This is a genomic window from Enterococcus alcedinis (genome assembly GCF_014635985.1).
Lineage (GTDB): Bacteria > Bacillota > Bacilli > Lactobacillales > Enterococcaceae > Enterococcus_I > Enterococcus_I alcedinis.
The window spans coordinates 62,439-85,760 of the sequence record NZ_BMDT01000012.1 but is presented as its reverse complement, the minus strand read 5'-3'; the positions used below and the strand labels follow the sequence as shown (position 1 = coordinate 85,760).

Genomic DNA, 23,322 nt, shown 5'->3' with positions numbered 1-23,322 from the left:
AAAGAAAGCGAAGAAGATGGTAAAAAAACAAACAAAAAATGAAAATATTATAAATAGAAGTATGATAAAAATCAGCTTCTTCTGAAGTTACTCAGAAGAAAACTGACTTTTATCACGCTTACGATTACTTATCTAAATAAAAACCAATTCACTCGACAAATTTTATCTGGTCCATAATAGACTAGATAAATTGTTTGAGTACCAGTGATTGAAGTGTCCATTTCACCATGAATTTCTTGGAAAACTTCTCTATTTTCTGTACAAGGAAGCTTCAACGAGGCTAGGAGAGGACCATCCCAGTGATTTAGCCGAACTTCAAGTTTACCTCCAGTTGCGATTGAAGAAATCCGTGCGATAAAATTAAGAGCTCCATTAGCTAGATCGACTTGATTATATTGAACCCAATCACCGTTGTGAAGATTATCTAAGGATAAGTCAAAGGCGCTTCCCCATTTTGTTAACAGACTCGTTGGATGGGAATCGGCTGTCCACGTTGTTAGGGGATTGTGTAAATGTTGTGCTTTGACGTTTTGTTGTAGTTCATATTTTTGATTATCATAGTGTTCGGCTTCAATTTTGGTTCCGAATGGTTTAAGATTCTCTTTTAATGTACTAGTATTTATCTCGAAAGAATCGATATCAATGAATCCACCTAGCTGTTTGGTGGCGAAATGGAAGACTCCAAATCCCATTCCAACATAATTTCCATAATGCATTTCATAAGTATCGCCTAGTTGTGTGTAGTTTATACCATCAAAACTATATGAAAATTGACTGCGATATTCCATCTTAATAGTCGTCGCGCGAATCCACACTTCTGAAATATCCGATGGAAGAGACGCGGTAGCCATTTCTTTACCGTTGTCATTTATAATAATTTTTTTCTCCTCACCATTTTCAGAAGATTTTATACCAATATAATTATAGTCTTGTTGGTGAACCGCAATCCCTGCGATATCGCCGGGATTCATTTGTTGAATAACTAGTCGGACTGTTGCAGTACTTTGTGGACCGATGACTCGTTGTCGTAGTGTGTTTTGAGCACACGAAAAATCAGTCGTTACCGTAGTTGTATAGAGGCGTAAATATCCAGGGCGTTCCGCTAGGCTCCATTTACTATCGTCAGGAATATGATTCCATTGCCAACATAAGTCGAGTTCTTTTTCTGAAAAATCATCAAAGTACTGAATTGTTTTGGAGGAAGTAGCTGGAAAATTTGTCGTGATTGTAGGTTTTTGAAAGGTTGGAACGGCGAGGCAACCTTTTTTATTTCGAGCACCAATCATAGGCCACTCGAGATTATTTTCGTCCTTTTCCCAAAATACAGGTTGAAGTGTAGGTGTCCGACCCAATTTATGTCTATCTTGAAAAATCACGGACCACCATTCGCTTTCGCCGTTGGTTTGAGGGACGTCTACAATACCACCTTGGTGGATGCCATTTTCTCCAAAATTCATAAAACTAGAATGGATATCGCTTACCGAATATGGGCCATTGACTATGTCTTTTGTTTGAATGCAAATTTCTTTTTTAGTATCTGTTCCTGCCCAGGTAGGTGTGGTTAAAATATAATAGGTATCTTTGATTTTGTATGCATGAGCACCTTCATTATAATAACCTTCTTTATAATCATATAGCGGTTTATCGTAATGATTATTGTCATCAGGAGCAACGAAAGTATCATCGACAATGTATTCGCCAGTGAGCGAGTCAATGAGCTTGAGACGAGATAGGTAAAGTTGTCCTTGACCATGGACAACATAGGCGGTACCATCGTCATCAAAAAGTAAACCAGGGTCATAGAGACGTTGAGAAAGTCGATACAATTTCCAAGGGCCAACTGCATCGTCGGCGATACTTAAAATAGCATATTCTTCAGGAGTTCCATCTTGCATATTAACTAAATAATAAAATTTTTTCAAAATCGGATGGTATCGAAGACTCCCTGCCCAAGCCCCTTTATCATAAATATGCTCATTGAGTAAATCTAAGGAATGCCCTTCATTTGCCAGTAATAAAAGTTGATCATATGGTAAGGCATAGCTATGATATTTCCAATGAATGAGATCTTTTGAACTTAAAATGGGTGCCCCTGGGAATAAGTGCATGCTGGTAGAAATTAAATAATAGGTATCTTCTACGCGAATGACATCTGTGTCTGGATAGTCCGCCCAAAGGATATTATTGGTGTATGTTCCATCATTATTGTCGGCAATCCATACAGATGCCAATGTATCGGAAGAATGATTTTTTACGTGATTCATATTCTTGAATAACACTCCTTTTATTATCAATTTATTGTCTTGTTTTTAAGTATAGAGGATTAAAAATGAAGCGTAAACATAGCGAAAGAAGGAGGTATAGAAAATAGAAAAGAAAGGAAAAATTATAAATCTTAAGACGCAATAGCAAAGTAGCCGCAAAAAAGTAAAAGTGAATTGGGAGAACAAGTCGTTCTCGATTAAATATCAACATCTGCCCATAATGTTGTTAAAAAACGGAAACTAAAGAAAGCGCTTAAATGTTACGATAAATACGTGAAATAAATCAGGGAAAGGAGTAAGATTGAGACGAGAGTCAAATCGTTGAGAGAAGGAGTGCTTTTAAATGAACCAGACAATCTATGAACGTGTCGAAATGGATCACGATTTACCAATGAAAGTCTTGCATTTTTCAAGTGATCAACCTGAATTGTTAAATCAAGTAACAAAATTAGGTAGCGGTAATAACGCGATTTCACATGTCCCCATGCATTGGCATCGAAGCCTTGAAATTAGTTACTTAATCAAAGGTCAATTGACTTTACGGAAAAATAATCAAGATAAAAAATATCAAGATGAGACGTTTTTTGTGATTAATTCTGGGGAAGTACATGAGATGAGAGGTTCTTTAGAAGGACGTTTTGAGTTAATTTGTTTTATTATTTCTTATGATTTTGTGGCACAAATATTGCCGAACATTGATCAAATGTATTTTGATATGGGGAAGACAGAAAAGACGTATTCAGAAATTCGTCGGTTGTTTCGAACGATTTTAGCGTTAGCCAATCAGCCGACGCCATTTTCAAATTTACGAATTCAGTCAGAGTTATTAGAGCTCTTTTATTTACTCAGTACGCAGCATTTGTTGGAGGATGATCACTTCCAATTACCGAGTCATTCTTCCAAAAAGTTGAATCAAGAGATTTTGGATTATGTCCATCAAAATTATACAGAGAAAATGTCATTAGAAGAGATTGCCAATCAGTTTAGCTTTTCAAGAGAGCATTTTTCAAGAATGTTTAAAACGATTTTTGGGCAATCTTTTTTAAACTATTTAAATGAATATCGTTTGTATCAGGCCTTTCCAGAGATTATGTCGGGAGAACAAACGATTGAAATGATTAGTCAAAAACACGGATTTCCAAGCACGAAGGCGTTAATTAAACAATTTAAAAAAATCTATCAAGACACACCGGTTCAGTTTCGTAAAAAGCATGCAATAAAGGAAGCGTGAAAGCGAAGAAGAAATAACTGACTGTTCTTTATGTCCAATATTGCAATTAAAACATAAAGGGGAATGAGTATGACACTCAATCAGTACCGCGTTAAAAAATTGATGACCGACTTTGTTTTATTTAATATTTTTATTAATGGCCTGTTTTATTTGATTAACTTTAGAAATTTCACAGGGAAGTTAACGTTTGATGCGATTTCGAATGATTTATTTATTGGATTAGTGATTCTTGCTGTATTTTGTCCAGCTGCTGGTTTTTTTAATTTACCGAAAGCGCTGACAAAAGATCGCTTTAATCTTAGTCAACGAAAACCAAGTGTCTTGTCTAGTATTTTTCCTAAGAAAAATCTGTATCGTAGTTTGATTCTTAGTGTCTTAACTTTAATTGTTTCAGGTGTTTGTTTTATTCTCATCCCACAGTTACTTGGGATTGGTGCAATCAATCATTTTATTGGTTTTAGTATTAAAGTCGTAACAGCGATTATAATGTCCGCCATTGTCGGATACGTAGTTATTGAGTTAACGATGGATGATTATCAAATGAAAACAAAAAACGAAGGAGTGTCAGAAAATGGTTAATTTAAAAGCAAAACCTTTTAATCTTGAACAAGGAGCAATTGATTGGGTGGTGTCGACATTAGAACAAATGACGGTGGAAGAAAAAATCGGTCAGTTGTTTTGTACGATTGGGATGTCGGATGATCGTGGTGCATTGGATTATTTAACAAAAGACATTCAAGTTGGTGGGATTATGTATCGTCCGACAACTGGGGAAAATTTAATTGAGACCCATGCTTATCTACAAGAACAGTCGAAAATCCCTTTGTTAATTGCAGCCAATTTAGAATCTGGTGGACAAGGAGCTGCGATGGAAGGCACAAATTTTGGCATGCCAATGGGTGTTGCAGCAACGAACAATGCAGAGATGGGCTATCGTTTAGGAAAAGTCAGTTGTGCTCAAGGCGCCGCCGTTGGGATTAACTGGGCGTTTGCACCGATTGTTGATATTGATAGGAATTTCCGAAATCCAATTACGAATTTACGGACATTTGGTCGCAGTGTCGAAACGATTCTTACGATGAGTAAAGGGTATTTGAAGGCTGCAGATGAAGAAAACATGGCTGTGAGTATTAAACATTTTCCTGGAGATGGTGTGGATGAGCGTGATCAGCATTTACTAACGAGTATTAATGATTTACCTGCAGATGAATGGCGTGAAAGTTTTGGTCGAATTTATGGTGAATTAATTGAAGAGGGGGCTAAAACAGTGATGGTTGGACACATCGCCCAACCAAATATGGTAGAAGCAATCAATCCAAAAGCAACGAAAGAAGAGCGTTATACACCTGGAAGTCTGTCACCCGAATTATTGAATGGTGTGTTACGCGATGAGTTGAATTTTAATGGTTTGATTGTAACGGACGCAACGCTGATGGTTGGTTTTACGAGCTTCATGAGTCGTAAAGAGGCCGTTCCTCAAGCGATTGTCAGAGGGTGTGATATGTTTTTATTTAACCGCAGTCTTGCAGAGGATTATCAATACATGTTAGAAGGTTACCAAGAAGGTGTTTTAACCGAAGAACGCCTGAATGAAGCGGTGACACGTATTTTAGCAACCAAAGCATCACTAAACCTTCATGAAAAACAAGCCAAGGGCACATTGGTACCAGACAAATCCGAATTAGCAGCAGCGATGAATCATGCGACGTATATCGAGTGGGCGAAAGAGTGTGCAAATGAAGCGGTAACGCTGGTCAAAGATACGCAAGCACTTTTACCATTGGACCCTATTAAACATAAACGTTTGTATTTAAATGTGATTGAACGCAGTCTATCTAAAGAAAGTTCGTTTGCTAAAATGGTCAAAGAAGCTTTAGAAAAAGAAGGATTCGAAGTTCATTTACGCAATCGCTTAGGAAATATTGATGCCGCGAAATTAATGGCTGGCGACGTCAGTGAAGAAATGATGACATCGCTTGGAGATATGCAAAGTCCGATGCGTGACTTTACTGATCAATATGATGCTGCTTTAATTGTGGCGAATATGGGAACATCAAGTAACGAAGTCGTGGTACGTTTAGCCTTTGATGCGTTAGGTAATGATATTCCGTGGTTTGTTAAAGATATTCCAACGGCTTTTGTCAGCTTTGCCAACCCGTATCATTTATTAGACGTACCGATGATTGAAACAGTAGTCAATAGTTATACCGCATCGCCTTACACAATCGCTGCAACAATGGATCGTTTATTAGGCAGAGCGCCGTTTACGGGTGTCTCACCGGTTGATCCCTATTGTGGACGTGATGAGTTAAAGTAAGTAGCATAAGAAAGAAGGAGGCAATCAAATGAGCCGAAAATATGATCCTGAACTCGTAAAAAAAATTCAAGAAAAACAATACAAAGAAGTGAAACGTGGGGTTGAAATCATTGTCAAACCGATTCCCGATTCCGATATTAAAGGGGCAGTCGATCCCCGTTTGTATAAGGCCCTCAAAAAGATGGGGCTACTTATGAAGTTTATGCCAAAGAATTTAATGAAAATGGATGGTAGTCCGAAGTCTAATGAACGATTGCGTAAAATCTTCAACAGTGTCGATAGTACGCCAATTGTCACTGAAAAAGTTGAAGAGATGCATCAAACGGTAAAAGCAGAAGATGGCTATGAGATTCCGATTACCATTTTTAAAAGTGAAAAAACCTTATCAAATGCACCGATTTTATACTTTATTCACGGCGGTGGTTTCTTTGCTGGCCGTACCGAAGTTGTGTCGGAAGCGCTGAAATTATTTGTAACAACCACTGGAATGATTGCAGTCGGTGTTGATTATCGTTTGGCGCCAGAAAATCCTTATCCGTTAGGACACACAGACTGTTTTACCGTCTTAAAATGGATTGGCGAACAGGCAACGAAACTTGGTGGTGACGGAAAGAATATCTTTGTTGGTGGGGATAGTGCGGGCGGTAATTTAACACTTTACTGTAGCAATCGTGACATTGAAGAAGGAACACAGCTTGTTCGTGGACAAATCTTACTTTATCCGACCGTTAATATGGGAGGTATTAAAGATCAATACACGACATTTACGTTAGCTGATATTGATATGTACGAGAAACACGAAGCGTTAATCAAGCCAGGTATTGAAATGCTTAGTCAAGCGCAAGGCATGCTCGAAAAAATTTTAGGGAACAATGATGTGATGAATAAGTATTTGACCCCGTATGCCGATGTTAGTCCAAAGTCTCCAGTTACGATGATTAGTTCGGGGGAACATGACTATTTAACAATCGAAAGCTTGGCCTATGCGAAAAAGTTAAAAGATTTAGGCGTCGATGTAACCTTTACTTATTATTGTGGGTTGGGACATGCTTATATCGATCATATTGGGAATTATCCACAAGCCGAAGATTGTATCAATGATATTGCTGCTTTTATCAGAAAAAATAAAGTATAGGTGAAGTGAATGAAGAAGACCCAATCGCTTTTAACTGTCCTTTTTGTCTTATTGCTAGGAATGTTTACTTTCCAAGATTTAGCGATTTCTAATGTGTTATTTAACCCAGAAAGTACGTTTGGTTGGTTTTTTGAGTCATTTGGTGAACTTATTTTGGCTTATATGGGTGCTTTTAGCGCCTTTGCCTTACTTAAAATCAATTGGAAAAAAAGTTGGTGGAAAAAAATTGGTTTCGGTTTGCTAGCGGTATATAACGTATTGACCGGAGCCTTTTTAAGTAAAGTGCATTTGGATTTAACGATGATTATTTTTGTTCTTTTACTAGTCATTTATTTTGTTGTTTTTGGTTATTTAGCAACACGAATTCAAGAAAAAGATTATGAAGTTGTTCGGAAAATTGCGATTGTTGGTGTGATTTTATCACTGGCTCCGATTGTGATTGTGACGTTATTAAAAATGCTCTGGGGGCGTGAGCGTTACCGTGCGATGACGGACCCTGCGACACAATTTACGCCATGGTACGCCATTCAAAAATTCACGACAGACAATGAACGCATGTCTTTTCCATCCGGACATGCTGCCAATAGTGCCACAATGGTTTGGATAACCTTGTTACCATTATGGCTAAAAGGGCTTAAAAAATATGAGACCTTGATTGTCTGGTTTACCGGAGCTTGGATTGCTTGCGTGATGCTTAGTCGAGTGATTGTTGGCGCCCATTTTGCTTCGGATGTCTTGATGGGAGCGACGATCACCTTAATGTTATTTTATGTATTGAAAAACAAGTTTTTTGGAAAAGAAATCAACTGAAAAATAAAACCCTCGATTCACGCGATTATTCGCTGGAATCGAGGGTTTTTTTAGGTCGTTTGTCCTTGTAAGACACGGACCGGTAATTTATAAAGAGCTTCTAATTTTTTATCTGGATGGGTGATTCGCTGAAGGAGTAGATCCACGAGTAACTCGGCTAAATCATCAATCGGCTGAACCACAGTTGTTAAGTGTGAAAAGAAATTTTGGATAAAAGTCGTTCCGTCATAACCGATGAGTTTTAATTGTCCTGGAATCGAAATGCCTAATTCTTCGCACGTATTGATGACTAGTAAAGCTGTTAAATCATCGGTACAAAAAAGGGCGTCGAGGGATTCTTCAGTCAAAATGCGTTTGATCTTCATTTTTTTGAGTGCTAGTGAATTTTCAAAAGCTTCAAAGCGAAAAACGTGTTCTTGTAACTGATGTTCTTTCAAACAAGCTTTGTAACCAGAAAGACGCTCATTGGTTGGTGAGTTCGAAGCATTACTACCAGTAATAATCCCAATTTTTTGATTGCCACCGGCTACCAAATGTTCCGTTGCTTGATAACCACCTTCGAAATTATCGCCACCGACAATCGGGATACTATTTGCGAGTGCACGGTCAAAGGAAACAATCGGTAAGACGTAATCTTCGTATTCTTTAATCCCAAGATTATGTGCCCCAGCAATAATCCCATCGACTTTATTGGCTGCTAACATCTTTAAATAATTTCGCTCTTTTTCGCTATTATTAGCGCTGTTGCAAAGAATCGATTTATAACCACGCTCGAAAAATTTGGTTTCTAATTTTTCAACCAATTCACCGAAAAAAGGGTTCGCAACCGTTGGGAAAATGAGTCCAATTAATTGCGTGTTTTTACCTTGCAGGGAACGAGCCAAGGAATTCGGTTGATAATTTAATTCATTCATCGCAACGTGGACTTTATCGATTGTTTTTTGGCTAAGTGAACCATAGTTATTAATGACTCTTGAAACAGTTGTCGGTGATACACCGGCTCTTTTTGCGACATCGGTCAGTTTAATCGTCATGAGTGTAACTCCTTAAAGTTATAGTGCAGACCGTAAATTCCAAATGTTTCCTTCGTAATGGCCACCTTGACCTTCAAGAAAGAGATGGTGCGCATTTTCTGTCGGAAAGACACGTGAGGTTAGCACTTTTTCACCGTTATTTACAAAGATTTCACAGATTGATTGATCCGCAAAGATTTGTAGTTGTAACGACTGATTGGCGGTGAAATCGACGCTTCGTGTTTCGCCAAATGCTTGCGCAAAAGGCTCATCGGTTTGTGAACGATCTAAAATCATTTTACCATGTTTCGTATCAAAGTGGAGCGCTAAGTGGTGTTTGTTTGTTTGGTCGGCAAATAAATACAAGGTTCCTGTAGTTGCTTTTGGCAAATCGATTTCGAGTTCATATGTGTTCTTTTGATTTCCTTTGATACAAGTTAAATCGCTAAGTTCACCGTTAAAAGATTGAACGTTTTGACGTAGATTTTCGTATTCTTTCACTGGTTGTTGGTAAAGTCGGTTGTCTTTTAATGACAACTCACGAATGAGGCTCAAACTATGAGCCCAGCCTTCGCGATCTGTTGGGTATTCAATTTCAGGTAAACCGGCCCAACCAACACTTAAGATTCGACCATCCGGTGCGCAAAAGCCTTGTGTGGCATATAAATCAAACCCTTCATCTAAGTTTTGAATCGGGCTAGGGTTATGAATCGTTAACGTTTCTAAATCAAAGGATTCGCCAACGATGTAAGTATTCGGATAAATGTTTTGATAAGCTAAATCATTCTTATCCATCCCTTGAGGACAGAAAATCAGAACCGGTTTTTCATCAATGAACACAAGTGTCGGGCATTCAACCATGAAACCAAGTGACTGATCAGTAAATTGCAATTCACCAAGCAATTCCCAATCAGTTAAAGTATCGCTTTGATACACAAGGACGCGACCTTCTTCTTGATTAGTTTGAGCACCAATAATTAGTAAATAACGTTCGGCGTAACGAATGACTTGCGGATCACGAAAATGAGTCGTATAGCCAGCAGGCGGTGCCGGGATTAAGGGTTGATTGATTTTTTGAATTTGATTGTTTTTGTCCATCCAAGCGCCCATTTGGTAAGTTAAACGTTCCCAGTTTTCATCACGAACGTTTCCTGTATAAGCGAGTAACAATTGATCCTCAACAGCAATCGCCGTTCCTGAGTAAACGCCGTGACTATCCATGGGATGATCGGGTAAGAGGCCATACCCTTCATCTTGCCAATCAATTAAATTGGTTGACGAAAGGTGGTACCAAGATTTTAGTCCATGAACCGGACCGAAAGGATAGGCTTGGTAAAATAAATGCCAACGTCCGTTAAAAAAGGAAAAACCGTTCGGATCGTTTAAAAGTCCTGTTTTTGGTTGAATGTGATAAGCCATGCGCCATGTCGATTGTTGAACGCTTTGCGTTAGTTTTTCTAAATAATCAATTGACCAAGAATCATACGACTGATAGCGTAAGGCACGTGTCCATTCATTGATTGTCATAAATATGCTCCTTTGTAAGTGTCTTCTTTTGCAGTTAAAGATAACGTAAAATGTCATAAATGTCAAACGTATGACATTTTAAATAAGCGCTTAACGACTGATAAATACTTATGTAAAATTAATTATTAAAAATAAAATGATAAACGTTTGACAATTGAGAAAGAATGCTTATAATAGGAAATGAAAAAGCGATTTCATTTCGTTTAGAGAAAAGGAGAAATAACTATGGAACATAAAAAAGTAGCATTGGCGATTATTCAGGCATTAGGCGAAGATAATTTTGTTGCAATCGCACATTGTGCCACACGTTTGCGTCTCGTATTAAAAGATTCAAGCACAATCGATCAAGCCGCCCTCGACAGTCACGATGACATTAAAGGCACGTTTGAGACCAATGGACAATATCAAATTATCATTGGTCCCGGGGATGTAAATAAAGTTTGTGCCGAAATGGTTCAATTGACTGGGATTGAAGAAGCCACGACCGAAGAACTGAAAAACGTTGCAACCAAAGGGAAGAAACAAAATCCAATTATGGCGTTAGCGAAAGTTCTATCAGATATTTTTGTTCCACTGATTCCAGCGTTAGTCGCCGGTGGTTTATTGATGGCAATTAATAATGTGTTAACTTCTCCAGGTCTATTTGGTCCGTTATCAGTCGTGCAAATGTTTCCTGCAATTACGGACTTTGCTTCGATTATCAATTTACTGGCATCTGCTCCTTTTGCCTTTTTACCAATTTTAGTCGGATTCTCCGCAACGAAGCGTTTTGGGGGGAATGGTTATTTAGGTGCAGCCATGGCAATGACAATGGTTATGCCAGACCTCGTAAATGGTTATGGTGTGGCAAATGCGATTGCAGAAGGAACCATGCCTTATTGGAATATTTTTGGTTTAGAAGTCGCTCAAGCGGGTTACCAAGGTTCGGTGTTACCGGTTCTTGCCGTATCGTATATCTTGGCGAATTTGGAACAGTTTTTCCATCGACACATTCCGAAAGTATTGGATTTCACGTTTACACCAATGTTAGCCATTATTTTGACCGGGTTCTTGACCTTTACCTTGGTTGGACCTGTAATGCGTACTTTTTCAGATGGGTTAACCGATAGTTTAGTCTGGTTGTATCAAACAACGGGTGCCGTTGGTTTAGGCGTATTTGGAACATTTTACTCAACGATTGTGATTACCGGATTGCATCAGAGTTTCCCAGCAATTGAAACAACCTTACTAGCAGAGATTGCAAAAACAGGCGGTTCATTTATTTTCCCAGTCGCAGCGATGGCGAATATTGCACAAGGTGCAGCAACGTTTGCGGTTCTATTGATTACCAAAGATGAAAAACAAAAAAGTTTAGCTTCTTCAGCCGGAATTTCAGCGATGTTAGGGATTACCGAACCAGCCATTTTCGGAGTCAACTTGAAACTTAAATATCCGTTTATTTTTGGAATGGTTGGTGCGGGGATTTCAAGTATCTTTATTGGCTTATTCCACGTGTTAGCTGTTTCGATGGGACCTGCAGGTGTTATTGGATTTATTTCGATTTCAGCTGTTAAAGTACCAAGCTTCCTAATTTGTGCGGCGATTTCTTTTGCGGTTGCTTTTGGCTTAACGCTCGTTTATGGTAAAAAACAAATGACACTTTTATCTAAACCTGAGGTAGAACAAACAGTCGCAACAACAACAGAAGGCGCAGTTGAAGTCGGAACAGAAATCGTTGCATCACCGGTTTCAGGTCAATTCGTTGATTTGAAAACCGTCAATGATCCAGTATTTTCCAGTGAAATGATGGGGAAAGGTGTTGCCATTATCCCAGAAAGTAACGAAGTCTATGCGCCCGTTGATGGTACATTATCGGTTGTTCATGAAACGAAACACGCTTACGGTATCGTCACTGAACAAGGGGCGGAAATCTTAATTCACATCGGGATTGATACGGTTAATTTAGCGGGACAACATTTTACAACGGATAAACAAAGTGGCGATGTTGTTAAAAAAGGCGATTTACTAGGGACATTTGATGTCGCTGCAATCAAAGAATCCGGATATGATTCAACGGTGATGATGATTGTCACGAATACGAATCAATACTCCGAAGTGAATCCTGTGACAGAAGGTTCACTCGCAAATGGTGCAACAGTCATCAAAATGAAAAAATAGCTGAAAAAAGAGTTTTCAATTTTCATAGCTCCTTTATTGTTAATTATTTTCAGGCTTGTTATAATGAAGTGATATGAAAAGCATGTCTGATTTGATATAAAGCAGGCAATTAGAGGAGAAAACAATATGAGAAATATTAAATTAACGATTGAATACGATGGTCGACGTTACTTAGGTTGGCAACGATTAGGTGATTCAGATAAGACCATTCAAGGGAAAATTGAAGGCGTCTTAAAACAAATTACCGAAGAAGACATTGAGATTATCGGTTCAGGACGTACCGATTCTGGTGCCCATGCGCGTGGACAAGTTGCCAACTTCAAAACAGCAAGTACGATGCCATTAGATGAGATGCAGTTGTTATTAAATCGTTATTTACCACGTGATATTATTATTAAAGAGTTAGAAGAAGTCCACGAGCGTTTCCATGCACGCTACAATGCAGAAGGTAAAAAATATAGCTATTACGTTTGGAATGCAGTGATTCCATCAGCGTTTGAAGGGTATCATACTTATTACTATCCACAAGAGTTAGATATGGATAAACTACAGGCGGCTTGCGAGCGTTTAGTTGGGACGCATGATTATATCGGTTTTTCTTCATTGAAAAAATCAAAAAAATCAACCGTTCGTACAGTGAGTGAAATTGTTGTTGAAAGAAAAGGCAGTATCTTACACTTTGCATTTGTGGGTGAGGGCTTCTTATACAATATGGTCCGTATTATGATGGGAACCATTTTAGACGTTGCGGCTGGCAAAATTCCATTAGAAACCATCGATGAAGTCTTTGCGAATAAAGTTCGTGCGAATGCAGGAGCCACTGCACCGGCGTTAGGTTTATTCTTAGATGAAGTTTATTACCCAGCGGAACAAAAGTAATGACCGAGTTTTGGGAAAAGAGTTTTATTCAACATCAAGAAATGTGGGGCATGAACGCTTCACAATCAACGATACTTGCGAGTCAATTCTTTCAAAAACAAGGCTATAAAAGTGTCTTAGTTCCAGGCTGTGGCTACGGTCGCAATGCACAAGTTTTTGTCGAAGCAGGCTTTGATGTGACAGGAATTGAAATTTCACAAACAGCGATTGATTTAGCGAGGAAAGCCGGTTTTACTTGGCCGATTTATCATGGCAGTGTGGCGGAAATGCCGTTTGATTCAAAGCAGTATGAGGGTATTTTCAGTTATGCTTTACTGCATTTGTTGGATTCAAACGTGCGAGCGAAATTTATTGAATCCTGTTATCAGCAACTTGCTCCAGGTGGTACGATGATTTTTACGAGTATCTCAAAAGAGGCACCGATGTACGGTAAAGGAACCAAAATTTCTGAGAATGAATATGAGTCACCAAACGGTATTCGTTTGTTCTTTTATGATGAGGCAATGATTCAAGCGGAATTTAGCGATTATGGTTTGATCGAATCGCACAAAATAGAAGAACGTGATAGTGACAACCCGAATAAAGCAGCGATTTCGTTTTGGTGGATTCGTTGTCAAAAGCCAATCGAATAGGAGAAGTCCAATGGAGAAAAAGTTATTAGACGACATCGAAGTTTATCGGAAATTTGTTTTTTCGGAAAGTGCCATTTGTACGACGTATGAGACACTGATGCGTTTTGTTTCGAGGTTGCGTTCTGATTTACTGAAAAAAACCAATCAATATCGTGTCGGTTATCTTTCTCCAGGTTATATGGATTACACGTATTTTTCCTTTTACGATACGCATTTAAGAAGTAAACAGCTACGATTTGGCATTGTATTAAACCATCATCAATTGCAATTTGAACTTTGGGTGATGGCTCAAAATGCAGAGCAACAACAAATCTATTGGGAAAAATTAAAAGATTTAGAGTGGAATCAGGAAAAGGAAGCCATGCCTCGCTATACGGTTTTAGATACTGTGATCGAAGCGACGCCAGATTTTTCTGATTTAGACCAATTATCAGACACGATTTTAACCAAAGCGCTAGCAGAAGCAAAAAGAATCTATCCATTTTTAGGATAGGTTCTTTTTTTAGTTAAACTAGACAGATAAAAAGCAATATGTGAGAATAAAGAAAAAGGCGTTAGGAGTGGGGAAATGGGATTCATGGAAGCGATGCGAAAAATGGAAGATCAATCTTGTAATCAAAAAACGATCCATGTCTTGAATGGGCAAGCGATGTTACAAACGGTCAAAGAAAACCAGTTGCTTTTAGATGACACGGTGATTGCTTTCAATGAAGCGATGTGCACCCATCAAACAAATTTCCCGATTTTTACAGAAAATTTTAATCATTTACGAGCGAAAGGCCATGACGTGACGCTTGAATCGTATCATTCCGTCGTGCTTCAAGCGTTACAGCCGTTGTTTGATACAACATTTGATCAGATTGTGCTTTGGTTTGGTAAGGATGTTTTTTGCCAGATGAATGTGTTAACGTTATTGGCTTATTTCGAGCAAGCAGGCGTCAAGGCAGCCATTTATTTAGCGACATTTGATGAAATAATGGACGATGGCGTCACGTTGCAACAGATGCGATTAGGAACTTTTCGAGAGTTGTACGGCACCGTTTTAATTGAAAAAAGACAACCCAATCCCACAGGAAATGTCATTTTGGATCAAGCAATTGCGCTTTTCCTGGCTTTAGAACAATTAGATAATCCGATAGCTCTCTGGATTAAACAAAATCAGGAGTTAACAGACAATCAATTAGTCCAAGCATTGATTCAGCAATTTCCTGAATATGGTTACGGCGATGTGCAATACCAAGCATTGATTCAAAACACAAAAAATAACGCTAAGGACAAGTGACTTGTTCCTAGCGCTATTTTTTTTAGTATCTTTCGATTGTTTATTCTTATAAGATAAATGAATAATCGTTCGAATTGTTTTTTTGTGCTACGATAGGAATAAATAGAAACCGCTCTGTATCAACTGTCAACGAAACGTTGCGCGGTATATCTAAGGATTTATTTGAAAGCAACGAGTAGATGTTTTACTTTTAGATTAAGAGAATCTTAAATGGCTGTAGGAGGAATTTAAAGTGGAAATCAATATTGGTGAAAGATTAAAAGAAATACGGATTAAAAACAATCTGACTCAAGAAGGTTTAGGAGAACACTTATTTTTAACGAGGCAAACCATTTCTAAATGGGAAACCGGAAAAAGCGTTCCAGATTTAGAAAATTTGATTTTGTTAAGCAAGTTATATCAAGTAAGTTTAGATCAATTAGTTGGGTTAGAAAGTTTAGATTATTCCTCCGAAAAGATAAAAAAATCAAATCAAAGAAAGGAGAGAAATTTTATGTTAACCAAAGCTGCCAAAATATTCTGCTTAGCGGTTGCTTCCGTATTTTTTATTTTTTATGGGACAGCCGTGCATAAAGAGCATGCGCTACAAAACTCACCTTTGTATGAAGGCTCTATTAAAATATTTAGCGTTGAAAATGTTGAATATGAGATAGAGAATCCAAAAGAAGGTGAAAGAAGTGGGAAAATTGTTTCGATTACATTAAAAAGTGGTCAAAAAATAGATAGACCGAAATATGAAGACATTAAAAAAATGGATATCACGAAAGCTTACAGGTATTTAAATTCAAATTACAGTAGTGCGTCTTTACAAATAAAAGATTTTAATGATTAAAATTCAAGCATTGATTCAAAACACAAAAAATAACGCTAAGAACAAGTGACTTGTTCCTAGCGTTATTTTTTTACCATTCGCGAGCTTCGTAATCAAGGTCTCTAAATAGACGGTCTTTTTCTTTTTTGGATAAATAACGCCATTGACCGACGGGTAAATTCCCTAATTCGATGTTCATAATACGTAGGCGTTGTAGACGGTAAACTTCATAACCGAAGACTTCACACATCCGACGAATTTGACGGTTTAAGCCTTGGGTTAAAATAATTTTAAAATCATATTTTGATAGTTGTTCGATTTGACATGGTAATGTTGTTGTTCCTAAAATACGAACGCCTTCAGACATGCCTTTAATAAACTCAGGCGTAATCGGACGATCAACGGAAACGATGTATTCTTTTTCATGACGGCCTTCAGAACGTAAAATTTCATTCACGATATCACCATCATTGGTCATTAAAATCAAACCTTCTGAATCTTTATCTAACCGACCAACGTTAAAGACACGTGGTGTATGATTGACAAGATCCGCGATGTTTCCTTTGACCCCTTTTTCAGTCGTACTTGTGATACCAACCGGTTTATTGACAGCGATATAGACGTTATTACGGGCAACATACAGCTGATTGCCATCGACACGCACATCATCGCCTGGATTGACTTGACTACCAATTTTGGCTTTCTTACCATTAATCAGGACACGGCCTTCTTCAATTAACTTGTCGGCACCGCGTCGTGAAGCACGGCCAGCTTCACTGATAAATTTATTTAGACGCATTTGGACACTTCCTTTGTTAGAAAATTCTTCACTCTTAACTATACTGAAATTTACCCGTAAAGCAAGAAAGATTCCTGTTTTCTCATCTGCAATGCTATACTTAGCGTAATAAAAATAATGGAGGCACAACATGGATATTACCGTTGAATTAGTCAAGCGATTAATGACAGAACAATTCCCTGAGTGGCAAAAATTAGCGATTCGACCGGTTGAAAAAAGTGGGCACGACAATCGAACCTTTCATTTAGGAACAGACAAAACAGTACGCTTACCTAGTGGAAAAGCCTATGCCTCACAAATTGAAAAAGAATTGCGTTGGCTCCCAGAATTTCAAACACAGATTACGTGCACGATTCAGACACCTTTAGCAAAAGGGGTTCCCAATGATGCCTACCCATATTCTTGGTCTATCAATCAGTGGTTAGCAGGTGAAACGGTAACGAAAGAAAATGTGAAAGACACGTCCAAATTAGCGAAAGATTTAGCCCGATTTTTAACAGAATTACAGGCGATTGATGCAAGTAAAGGACCGGTAGCAGGTGCACACAACTTTTATCGTGGTGGTGATTTAAGTATCTACGCACAAGAAACAAAGGAAAAATTAATCGCTTATCAAGGATTATTTCCAGTTGAAAAATTAAAAATTATTTGGGATCAAGCAACGCAAAGTCAATGGCAAAAAACACCGGTTTGGGTGCATGGCGATGTAGCGGTCGGTAATCTTTTAGTGGCGGAAGAACGATTATCCGCTGTGATTGATTTTGGTGTGTTAGGCGTTGGTGACCCGGCCTGTGATTATGTGATGGCTTGGACTTACTTTGATACAGAGGATGCGCAGACGTTTAAAGAGGCCTTAAATTGCGATGATGCGACGTGGAAACGTGCAAAAGGTTGGGCCTTGTGGAAAGCGTTAATTTCCTATCATCCTGCTCAAGCAACTTCAGAAATGTCTCTTTGGGCAAAACGAACAATAGACGCACTATTAGCAGACCCAAATTAGGGAGGAAAAGCAGATGATTTATGTAGCATTGTTAAGAGGAATTAATGTCGGTGGCAATAATAAGATTAAAATGGCGGAATTAAAAATTGGGTTTGAATCGCTGGGCTTTCAAAATGTCACGACCTATCTTCATTCAGGAAATATTGTTTTTCAAGCAGAGGACGAAACAAAAAAAGGTTTAGCGTTAAAAATAGAAGCCATGATTCAATCGACATTTGATTTAATGATTCCTGTTTTGATTCGAGATAGCGATGATATCGAAGCTGTGATTGCAGCATTACCGTCCGATTGGAAAAACGATACGACGATGAAAAGTGATGTCTTGTTTTTGTGGGAAGAAGTCGAAGAAACTGACTTACTTGAACAATTAAAACCGAATCCGACAATTGATACGGTCTATTTGATTCCAGGAACCATTCTTTGGATGGTTGCGCGCGAAAATGTCAACAAGAGTCGATTGAAGCAACTCGTGAGTCACTCGATTTATAAAAAAACGACCGTTCGAAACGTCAATACGACACGGAAAATCGCGGACTTAATGAAGAATCTTATAGAATAAAGGAAGCGCTTTGATTCTTTGTGGTAAACTAGTCTTATCGATAAAGAAGAAAGTAGGTTATGTTATGTCTCTTGTTGAAGTCAATTTTGTCTCAAAAAAACTCTTTCGCGCGGTGACGTTCACGGCTATTATTCCAACGGAAGCGACCCAACCACTGAAAACCTTGTATTTATTACATGGTGCATTAGGCGATCACTACGATTATTTAACGGGTACACGAATTAAACGTTGGGCACTAGAGAAAAATTTAGCGGTCATCATGCCTTCTGGTGAAAATCAATTTTACGTCGATAAGCCCGAACAAGGTGAATATTACGGCGCTTTTGTTGCCGATGAGCTCGTTGAATTTACGCGTAAAATGTTCCCATTATCGGATAAAAAAGAAGATACGTTTATCGCAGGTTTATCCATGGGCGGATACGGTGCACTTGTTAATGGGTTAAAATACCATGAAACATTTAGCCGGATTGGTGCTTTTTCACCGGCAACGTTCTTAAAACAAGTCTGGTCAAAAGATCCTGAAACAGCAGGAAGTGGGACGTTTAATGCTGGATTTTATGATAACGTCTTTGGTGGGATTGAAACGATTAAAGGCAGTGACAAAGATTATTATTATTTAGTCGAACAGTTAATTAAAAATAAAAAAGTGATTCCTGAAATTTATTTACCGATTGGCACGGAGGATTTTTTAATCGAATCAGTTAGAGAATTCCATCAATTTTTACAAAAGAAAAAAATCGCAATCACTTATATTGAAGATAAAGGCGGGCACGAGTGGGATTTTTGGGATACGTATTTAAAACGTTTCTTAGAATGGCTACCACTTGAAGACGATGTTGCGACGTTACATAGTGGAAACGTCACAGGTGAATAAAAAACTCACTAAAACCTTAATGGCACAACTCCAAAAATTTGGTATAATGAACAACGAAGAATGGAAGGTGCAAGAATGAATAATAATGACCGCTTGAAACGTTTACGTTATGCGCTAGATATTAAAGATACAGATATTGTCAAAATTTTCAAATTTGGTGGCGTTGATATTACTAAAGAAGAATTCCGCGAAATGTTGATTAAAAAAAATGACGAAGAATATGAAGTAGAACTAACGAATGAACAGTTTGAACGCTTCTTAAATGGCTTAATCATTTCGCAACGAGGGGCACGTGAAGGCGATGAACCCGTATTCGAATTACACAACGGCAATGCCAACAATTTATTATTGAAAAAAGTGAAAATCGCCCTCAGCTTAACAAGTGACGATATTATCGAGTACTTAGATTTAGCCGGCGTACGTGTCTCAAAAGGTGAAATCAGCGCGATTTTACGTAAAGAAGGCCACCGTAACTATAAACCATGTGGCGATCGTTATGCCCGTAACTTTTTAAAAGGTTTAATGATTGAACATCGTGGCGAATAATCTTCTCCGCAAGAACCCAAAACTGTAGAAATACAGAGTTGGGTTCTTTTTTAGAGTGAAAAGCCAAAGTGTTCTTTATACGACAATTGTAGTATAATTTTGATATTCAACGAGAAGGAGTGAAGCAAAAATGATTAGAGTCGCAATTATTGGTTATGGAAATTTAGGTCGAGGTGTCGAATTTGCACTAAGACAAAATCCCGATATGGAATTAGTTGGGGTATTTACAAGAAGAGCTCCTGAAGCCGTTGAAACACAAGGTGCTACTGCTTATCACATGAATGATTTGTTAGCAAAAAAAGGTGAGATTGACGTCTGTATTTTGTGCGGTGGTTCCGCAACGGATTTACCTGTTCAAACACCGGAAATTACGCATCATTTCAATACAGTCGATAGTTTCGATACGCATGCGAAAATCCCAGAACATTTTGCAAAAGTCGATCAAATTGCCAAAGAAAACAATCGCGTTTCAGTGATTTCAACGGGTTGGGATCCAGGATTATTTAGCTTAAATCGCTTATATGCACAAAGTATTTTACCGCAAGGAGAGACGTATACCTTCTGGGGTAAAGGCGTTAGCCAAGGCCATTCCGATGCATTGAGACGGATTGACGGCATTGCCGATGCCACACAATATACGATTCCAAACACCGAGGTGATTGAACGCTTAAAAGCGGGAGAAGCACTGACCTTAACGACACGTGACAAGCATTTACGTGAATGTTTTATCGTTTTAGAAGCAGGTGCCGATGAAGCGCGTATTCGCGAAGAAATTGTGACGATGCCGAATTATTTTGCCGATTATGATACAACGGTGTATGTCATCTCACAAGAAGAATTAAATCAAAATCATAAAGCCGCACCACATGGTGGAACGGTTCTTCATACGGGGATTACGAATGAATCAACGAAACAAGTGATTGAATATAATTTACAATTAGAAAGCAATCCAGAATTTACCGCAAGTGTATTAGTCGCGTATGCTCGTGCAGCTGTTCGACTAGCCAATGAAAAACAATTTGGGGCACAGACGGTCTTTGATATTGCACCCAAATACTTATCACCAATTGATGTTGAGACATTAAGAAGAGAATTGCTATAACAGATACAAAATATTTTTTAATAGTCGTATCCAGATAACATAGACTGGGTACGATTATTTTTTTGTATGACGTCATTTTAATAAAAATGTTTGACAATAGATAGATAGTTATCTATATTCATAGATAGAAGATTGTCTATGAGGGGGAAATAGCGATGAATTACGAGGAACTGTCCGTAATGCTTAAAGCACTTGCGAATCCAAAACGGTTAAAAATTATTGATTTATTGTCATGTGGAAGCTTGTGCGCATGCGATCTTTTAGATCATTTTGATTTCACTCAACCGACACTTTCACATCATATGAAGTTATTAGAAAACGTCGGAGTTGTACGAGTGACGAAAGAAGGGATTTGGCACAGATACGAATTAACCGATCGTTTTGTTGAACAATTTTTGGACTCAATGGCGCAATTATTTTCTAAGGATGAAAATTGTATTTGTAGCGTGCCCCTTTGCAATTGTCAAAAGGAAGAAAAAGATGAAAAGTAACCCCGGACCTATGAGATCAGTCACGAACCTTTGTGGTTAGAAGCATATTTTTTATACACCCGAAGTCACACAAATAGCTACAATGAAAAGGCTGTGTAGTCCAAGGAGTACCGACCTTTTTATTAGGAGATAAAATGGTAAGGAGATATTAGAACATGACCTATGCACTAGAAATAACCGATTTAAAAAAAGTATATGCAACAGGTGTCGAAGCACTACGAGGCATCAATTTATCCGTTGAAAAAGGAGACTTTTATGCGTTGTTAGGCCCAAATGGTGCCGGAAAATCGACAACCATCGGAATCATCACGTCACTCATTAATAAAACATCTGGAAAAGTGAAAGTTTTTGACTATAATTTGGATACCGAACTAGAGCGGGCAAAACAACAAATTGGTTTAGTTCCTCAAGAGTTTAACTTTAATCCGTTTGAAACAGTGCAACAAATCGTTGTGAACCAAGCAGGCTATTACGGCGTTTCTCGCAAAGAAGCCATCAAACGCAGTGAAAAGTATTTAAAACAATCCAATTTATGGGACAAACGGAATGTTCGTGCAAGAATGCTTTCAGGTGGTATGAAACGTCGATTAATGATTGCCAGAGCACTAATGCATGAACCGAATCTATTGATTTTAGATGAACCAACTGCTGGAGTCGATATCGAGTTACGACGAGAAATGTGGACGTTTTTAAAAGAATTAAATGAGAACGGAACAACCATTATTTTAACAACCCATTATTTAGAAGAAGCAGAAATGCTATGCCGTAATATCGGCATTATTCAATCTGGTGAATTGATTGAAAATACGAGTATGAAATCTCTTTTAGCTAAATTACAACATGAAACCTTTATTTTTGATTTAGATGCCTATGAGAAACAACCAGAAATCGTAGGTTACAAAAGTTCGTTGGAAGATGAAGGGACACTTGTTGTAGAAGTTGAAAGAAATCAAGGAGTGAATGAGATTTTTAATCAACTAAGTAACCAAGGGATTAAAGTATTATCGATGCGTAATAAATCAAACCGTTTAGAGGAACTGTTTTTAAAAATTACCGAGGAAAAAGGGCCATTGGAGGAAAAAAATGTTTAGTCTTTATCTCACCGCATTAAAAAGTTTAGCCGTTAAAGAAACCAATCGTTATTTACGTATTTGGGTCCAAACGTTAGTACCACCTGTGATTACAACCTCTTTATATTTTGTCATTTTCGGGAAAATGATTGGAGGGCGAATTGGCGATATGGGTGGATTTTCTTATATGGAATTTATTGTACCCGGACTAATAATGATGTCGGCAATCACGAGTTCTTACGCCAATGTATCGTCTTCATTTTTCTCTCAAAAGTTTCAAAAAAATATTGAAGAGTTATTAGTAGCGCCAGTACCCACACATATTATTATTTGGGGATTTGTTATTGGTGGACTTGGTCGAAGCCTGCTTGTAGGCTCACTCGTTACGATGATTTCGTTGTTTTTTGTACCGCTCAATGTCCATTCTTGGTTGATTGTAGTCGTTACCTTATTGATGACCGCTATTTTATTTTCGTTAGCAGGACTAATAAATGGTGTTTTTGCGCAATCGTATGACGATGTATCGATTGTTCCAACGTTTGTTTTACAGCCTTTGACATATTTAGGTGGCGTGTTTTATGCTGTTTCGATGTTGCCACCATTTTGGCAGGCAGTTTCGAAATTTAATCCGATCGTTTATATGATTTCAGGATTCAGGTATGGCTTCTTAGGAACAAGCGATGTTTCAATCACTTTATCGATCATTCTATTGATTTTATTTATTATGACTCTTTATTCTATTTGTTATTACTTGATCGACACAGGTAAAGGGTTAAGATCTTAACTACGAGATATAAAAAAGGGATAGAAAGGCTGTATTGGC

The 23,322-nt window shown here is 38.1% G+C and carries 23 protein-coding genes; 19 read left to right on the top strand and 4 right to left on the bottom strand.

Features of this window, described 5'->3' with window-relative positions; translation table 11 throughout:
- Positions 1 to 128: 128 nt before the first annotated feature.
- Complete coding sequence (locus IEV09_RS11220) at positions 129 to 2,264, bottom strand: beta-xylosidase family glycoside hydrolase (RefSeq protein ID WP_188368401.1); 2,136 nt, start codon at positions 2,262 to 2,264, stop codon at positions 129 to 131.
- A gap of 343 nt (positions 2,265 to 2,607) precedes the next feature.
- Between IEV09_RS11220 and IEV09_RS11215 the strand changes: the two genes are divergently transcribed.
- From IEV09_RS11215 to IEV09_RS11195, 5 genes are all read left to right on the top strand, one after another.
- A complete protein-coding gene (locus IEV09_RS11215) occupies positions 2,608 to 3,495 on the top strand; it encodes an AraC family transcriptional regulator (protein WP_188368400.1) in 888 nt (295 codons plus the stop codon).
- Positions 3,496 to 3,564: 69 nt separating this feature from the next.
- A complete protein-coding gene (locus IEV09_RS11210) occupies positions 3,565 to 4,074 on the top strand; it encodes a hypothetical protein (protein WP_188368399.1) in 510 nt (169 codons plus the stop codon).
- Positions 4,067 to 5,812: a glycoside hydrolase family 3 protein gene (locus IEV09_RS11205; RefSeq protein WP_188368398.1), complete on the top strand. Its 1,746-nt coding sequence runs from the start codon at positions 4,067 to 4,069 to the stop codon at positions 5,810 to 5,812. The genes IEV09_RS11210 and IEV09_RS11205 overlap by 8 nt, the downstream gene beginning before the upstream one ends.
- 28 nt (positions 5,813 to 5,840) lie before the next feature.
- Positions 5,841 to 6,947 (top strand): alpha/beta hydrolase, encoded by a 1,107-nt coding sequence (locus IEV09_RS11200; RefSeq protein WP_188368397.1) that lies wholly within the window; start codon positions 5,841 to 5,843, stop codon positions 6,945 to 6,947.
- 9 nt (positions 6,948 to 6,956) lie between these two features.
- Positions 6,957 to 7,757 (top strand): phosphatase PAP2 family protein, encoded by an 801-nt coding sequence (locus tag IEV09_RS11195; protein WP_188368396.1) that lies wholly within the window; start codon positions 6,957 to 6,959, stop codon positions 7,755 to 7,757.
- A 50-nt stretch (positions 7,758 to 7,807) separates the two neighbouring features.
- Here IEV09_RS11195 and IEV09_RS11190 read toward each other — a convergent pair whose 3' ends face one another.
- Complete coding sequence (locus IEV09_RS11190; protein WP_188368395.1) at positions 7,808 to 8,791, bottom strand: LacI family DNA-binding transcriptional regulator; 984 nt, start codon at positions 8,789 to 8,791, stop codon at positions 7,808 to 7,810.
- Between the two features lie 18 nt (positions 8,792 to 8,809).
- Complete coding sequence (locus IEV09_RS11185) at positions 8,810 to 10,297, bottom strand: sucrose-6-phosphate hydrolase (protein ID WP_188368394.1); 1,488 nt, start codon at positions 10,295 to 10,297, stop codon at positions 8,810 to 8,812.
- Between the two features lie 225 nt (positions 10,298 to 10,522).
- On the opposite strand from IEV09_RS11185, the gene IEV09_RS11180 reads away from it, so the two are divergent.
- The 6 genes from IEV09_RS11180 (at position 10,523) to IEV09_RS11155 (ending at position 16,079) form a co-directional block, all read left to right on the top strand.
- A complete protein-coding gene (locus tag IEV09_RS11180) occupies positions 10,523 to 12,454 on the top strand; it encodes a sucrose-specific PTS transporter subunit IIBC (protein ID WP_188368393.1) in 1,932 nt (643 codons plus the stop codon).
- Positions 12,455 to 12,580: 126 nt separating this feature from the next.
- Positions 12,581 to 13,333 carry a tRNA pseudouridine(38-40) synthase TruA gene (gene truA / locus IEV09_RS11175; protein ID WP_188368392.1) on the top strand — a complete coding sequence of 251 codons (753 nt, stop codon included), beginning with the start codon at positions 12,581 to 12,583 and terminating at the stop codon, positions 13,331 to 13,333.
- Positions 13,333 to 13,965, top strand: a complete 633-nt coding sequence (locus tag IEV09_RS11170; protein ID WP_188368391.1) for a class I SAM-dependent methyltransferase — start codon at positions 13,333 to 13,335, stop codon at positions 13,963 to 13,965. Before truA ends, IEV09_RS11170 begins: the two co-directional genes overlap by 1 nt.
- A gap of 10 nt (positions 13,966 to 13,975) precedes the next feature.
- Positions 13,976 to 14,458: a DUF7000 family protein gene (locus tag IEV09_RS11165; RefSeq protein WP_188368390.1), complete on the top strand. Its 483-nt coding sequence runs from the start codon at positions 13,976 to 13,978 to the stop codon at positions 14,456 to 14,458.
- A 75-nt stretch (positions 14,459 to 14,533) separates the two neighbouring features.
- Entirely contained in the window at positions 14,534 to 15,247 is a 714-nt protein-coding gene (locus IEV09_RS11160; RefSeq protein ID WP_188368389.1) for a hypothetical protein, read from the top strand.
- 232 nt (positions 15,248 to 15,479) lie between these two features.
- The gene (locus tag IEV09_RS11155) at positions 15,480 to 16,079 is read left to right on the top strand and encodes a helix-turn-helix transcriptional regulator (RefSeq protein ID WP_188368388.1); all 600 of its coding nucleotides are present in this window, start codon (positions 15,480 to 15,482) and stop codon (positions 16,077 to 16,079) included.
- Between the two features lie 70 nt (positions 16,080 to 16,149).
- On the opposite strand, the gene rluF is transcribed toward IEV09_RS11155, so the two are convergent.
- Positions 16,150 to 16,857: a 23S rRNA pseudouridine(2604) synthase RluF gene (rluF, locus tag IEV09_RS11150; RefSeq protein WP_188368387.1), complete on the bottom strand. Its 708-nt coding sequence runs from the start codon at positions 16,855 to 16,857 to the stop codon at positions 16,150 to 16,152.
- A 130-nt stretch (positions 16,858 to 16,987) separates the two neighbouring features.
- On the opposite strand from rluF, the gene IEV09_RS11145 reads away from it, so the two are divergent.
- The 8 genes from IEV09_RS11145 (at position 16,988) to IEV09_RS11110 (ending at position 23,283) form a co-directional block, all read left to right on the top strand.
- Positions 16,988 to 17,857, top strand: a complete 870-nt coding sequence (locus IEV09_RS11145) for an aminoglycoside phosphotransferase family protein (protein WP_188368386.1) — start codon at positions 16,988 to 16,990, stop codon at positions 17,855 to 17,857.
- A 13-nt stretch (positions 17,858 to 17,870) separates the two neighbouring features.
- Positions 17,871 to 18,416, top strand: coding sequence for a DUF1697 domain-containing protein (locus tag IEV09_RS11140; protein WP_188368385.1), 546 nt, complete (start codon positions 17,871 to 17,873; stop codon positions 18,414 to 18,416).
- A 64-nt stretch (positions 18,417 to 18,480) separates the two neighbouring features.
- Positions 18,481 to 19,290 (top strand): alpha/beta hydrolase, encoded by an 810-nt coding sequence (locus IEV09_RS11135; RefSeq protein WP_188368384.1) that lies wholly within the window; start codon positions 18,481 to 18,483, stop codon positions 19,288 to 19,290.
- Positions 19,291 to 19,365: 75 nt separating this feature from the next.
- On the top strand, positions 19,366 to 19,836 hold the full coding sequence (locus tag IEV09_RS11130) for a YehS family protein (protein ID WP_188368383.1): 471 nt from the start codon (positions 19,366 to 19,368) through the stop codon (positions 19,834 to 19,836).
- A 130-nt stretch (positions 19,837 to 19,966) separates the two neighbouring features.
- Positions 19,967 to 20,938 (top strand): diaminopimelate dehydrogenase, encoded by a 972-nt coding sequence (locus tag IEV09_RS11125; RefSeq protein ID WP_188368382.1) that lies wholly within the window; start codon positions 19,967 to 19,969, stop codon positions 20,936 to 20,938.
- Positions 20,939 to 21,093: 155 nt separating this feature from the next.
- Positions 21,094 to 21,429 carry an ArsR/SmtB family transcription factor gene (locus IEV09_RS11120; protein WP_188368381.1) on the top strand — a complete coding sequence of 112 codons (336 nt, stop codon included), beginning with the start codon at positions 21,094 to 21,096 and terminating at the stop codon, positions 21,427 to 21,429.
- 155 nt (positions 21,430 to 21,584) lie between these two features.
- Positions 21,585 to 22,520, top strand: a complete 936-nt coding sequence (locus IEV09_RS11115) for an ABC transporter ATP-binding protein (RefSeq protein ID WP_188368380.1) — start codon at positions 21,585 to 21,587, stop codon at positions 22,518 to 22,520.
- Complete coding sequence (locus IEV09_RS11110; RefSeq protein ID WP_188368379.1) at positions 22,513 to 23,283, top strand: ABC transporter permease; 771 nt, start codon at positions 22,513 to 22,515, stop codon at positions 23,281 to 23,283. The genes IEV09_RS11115 and IEV09_RS11110 overlap by 8 nt, the downstream gene beginning before the upstream one ends.
- Positions 23,284 to 23,322: the final 39 nt, after the last annotated feature.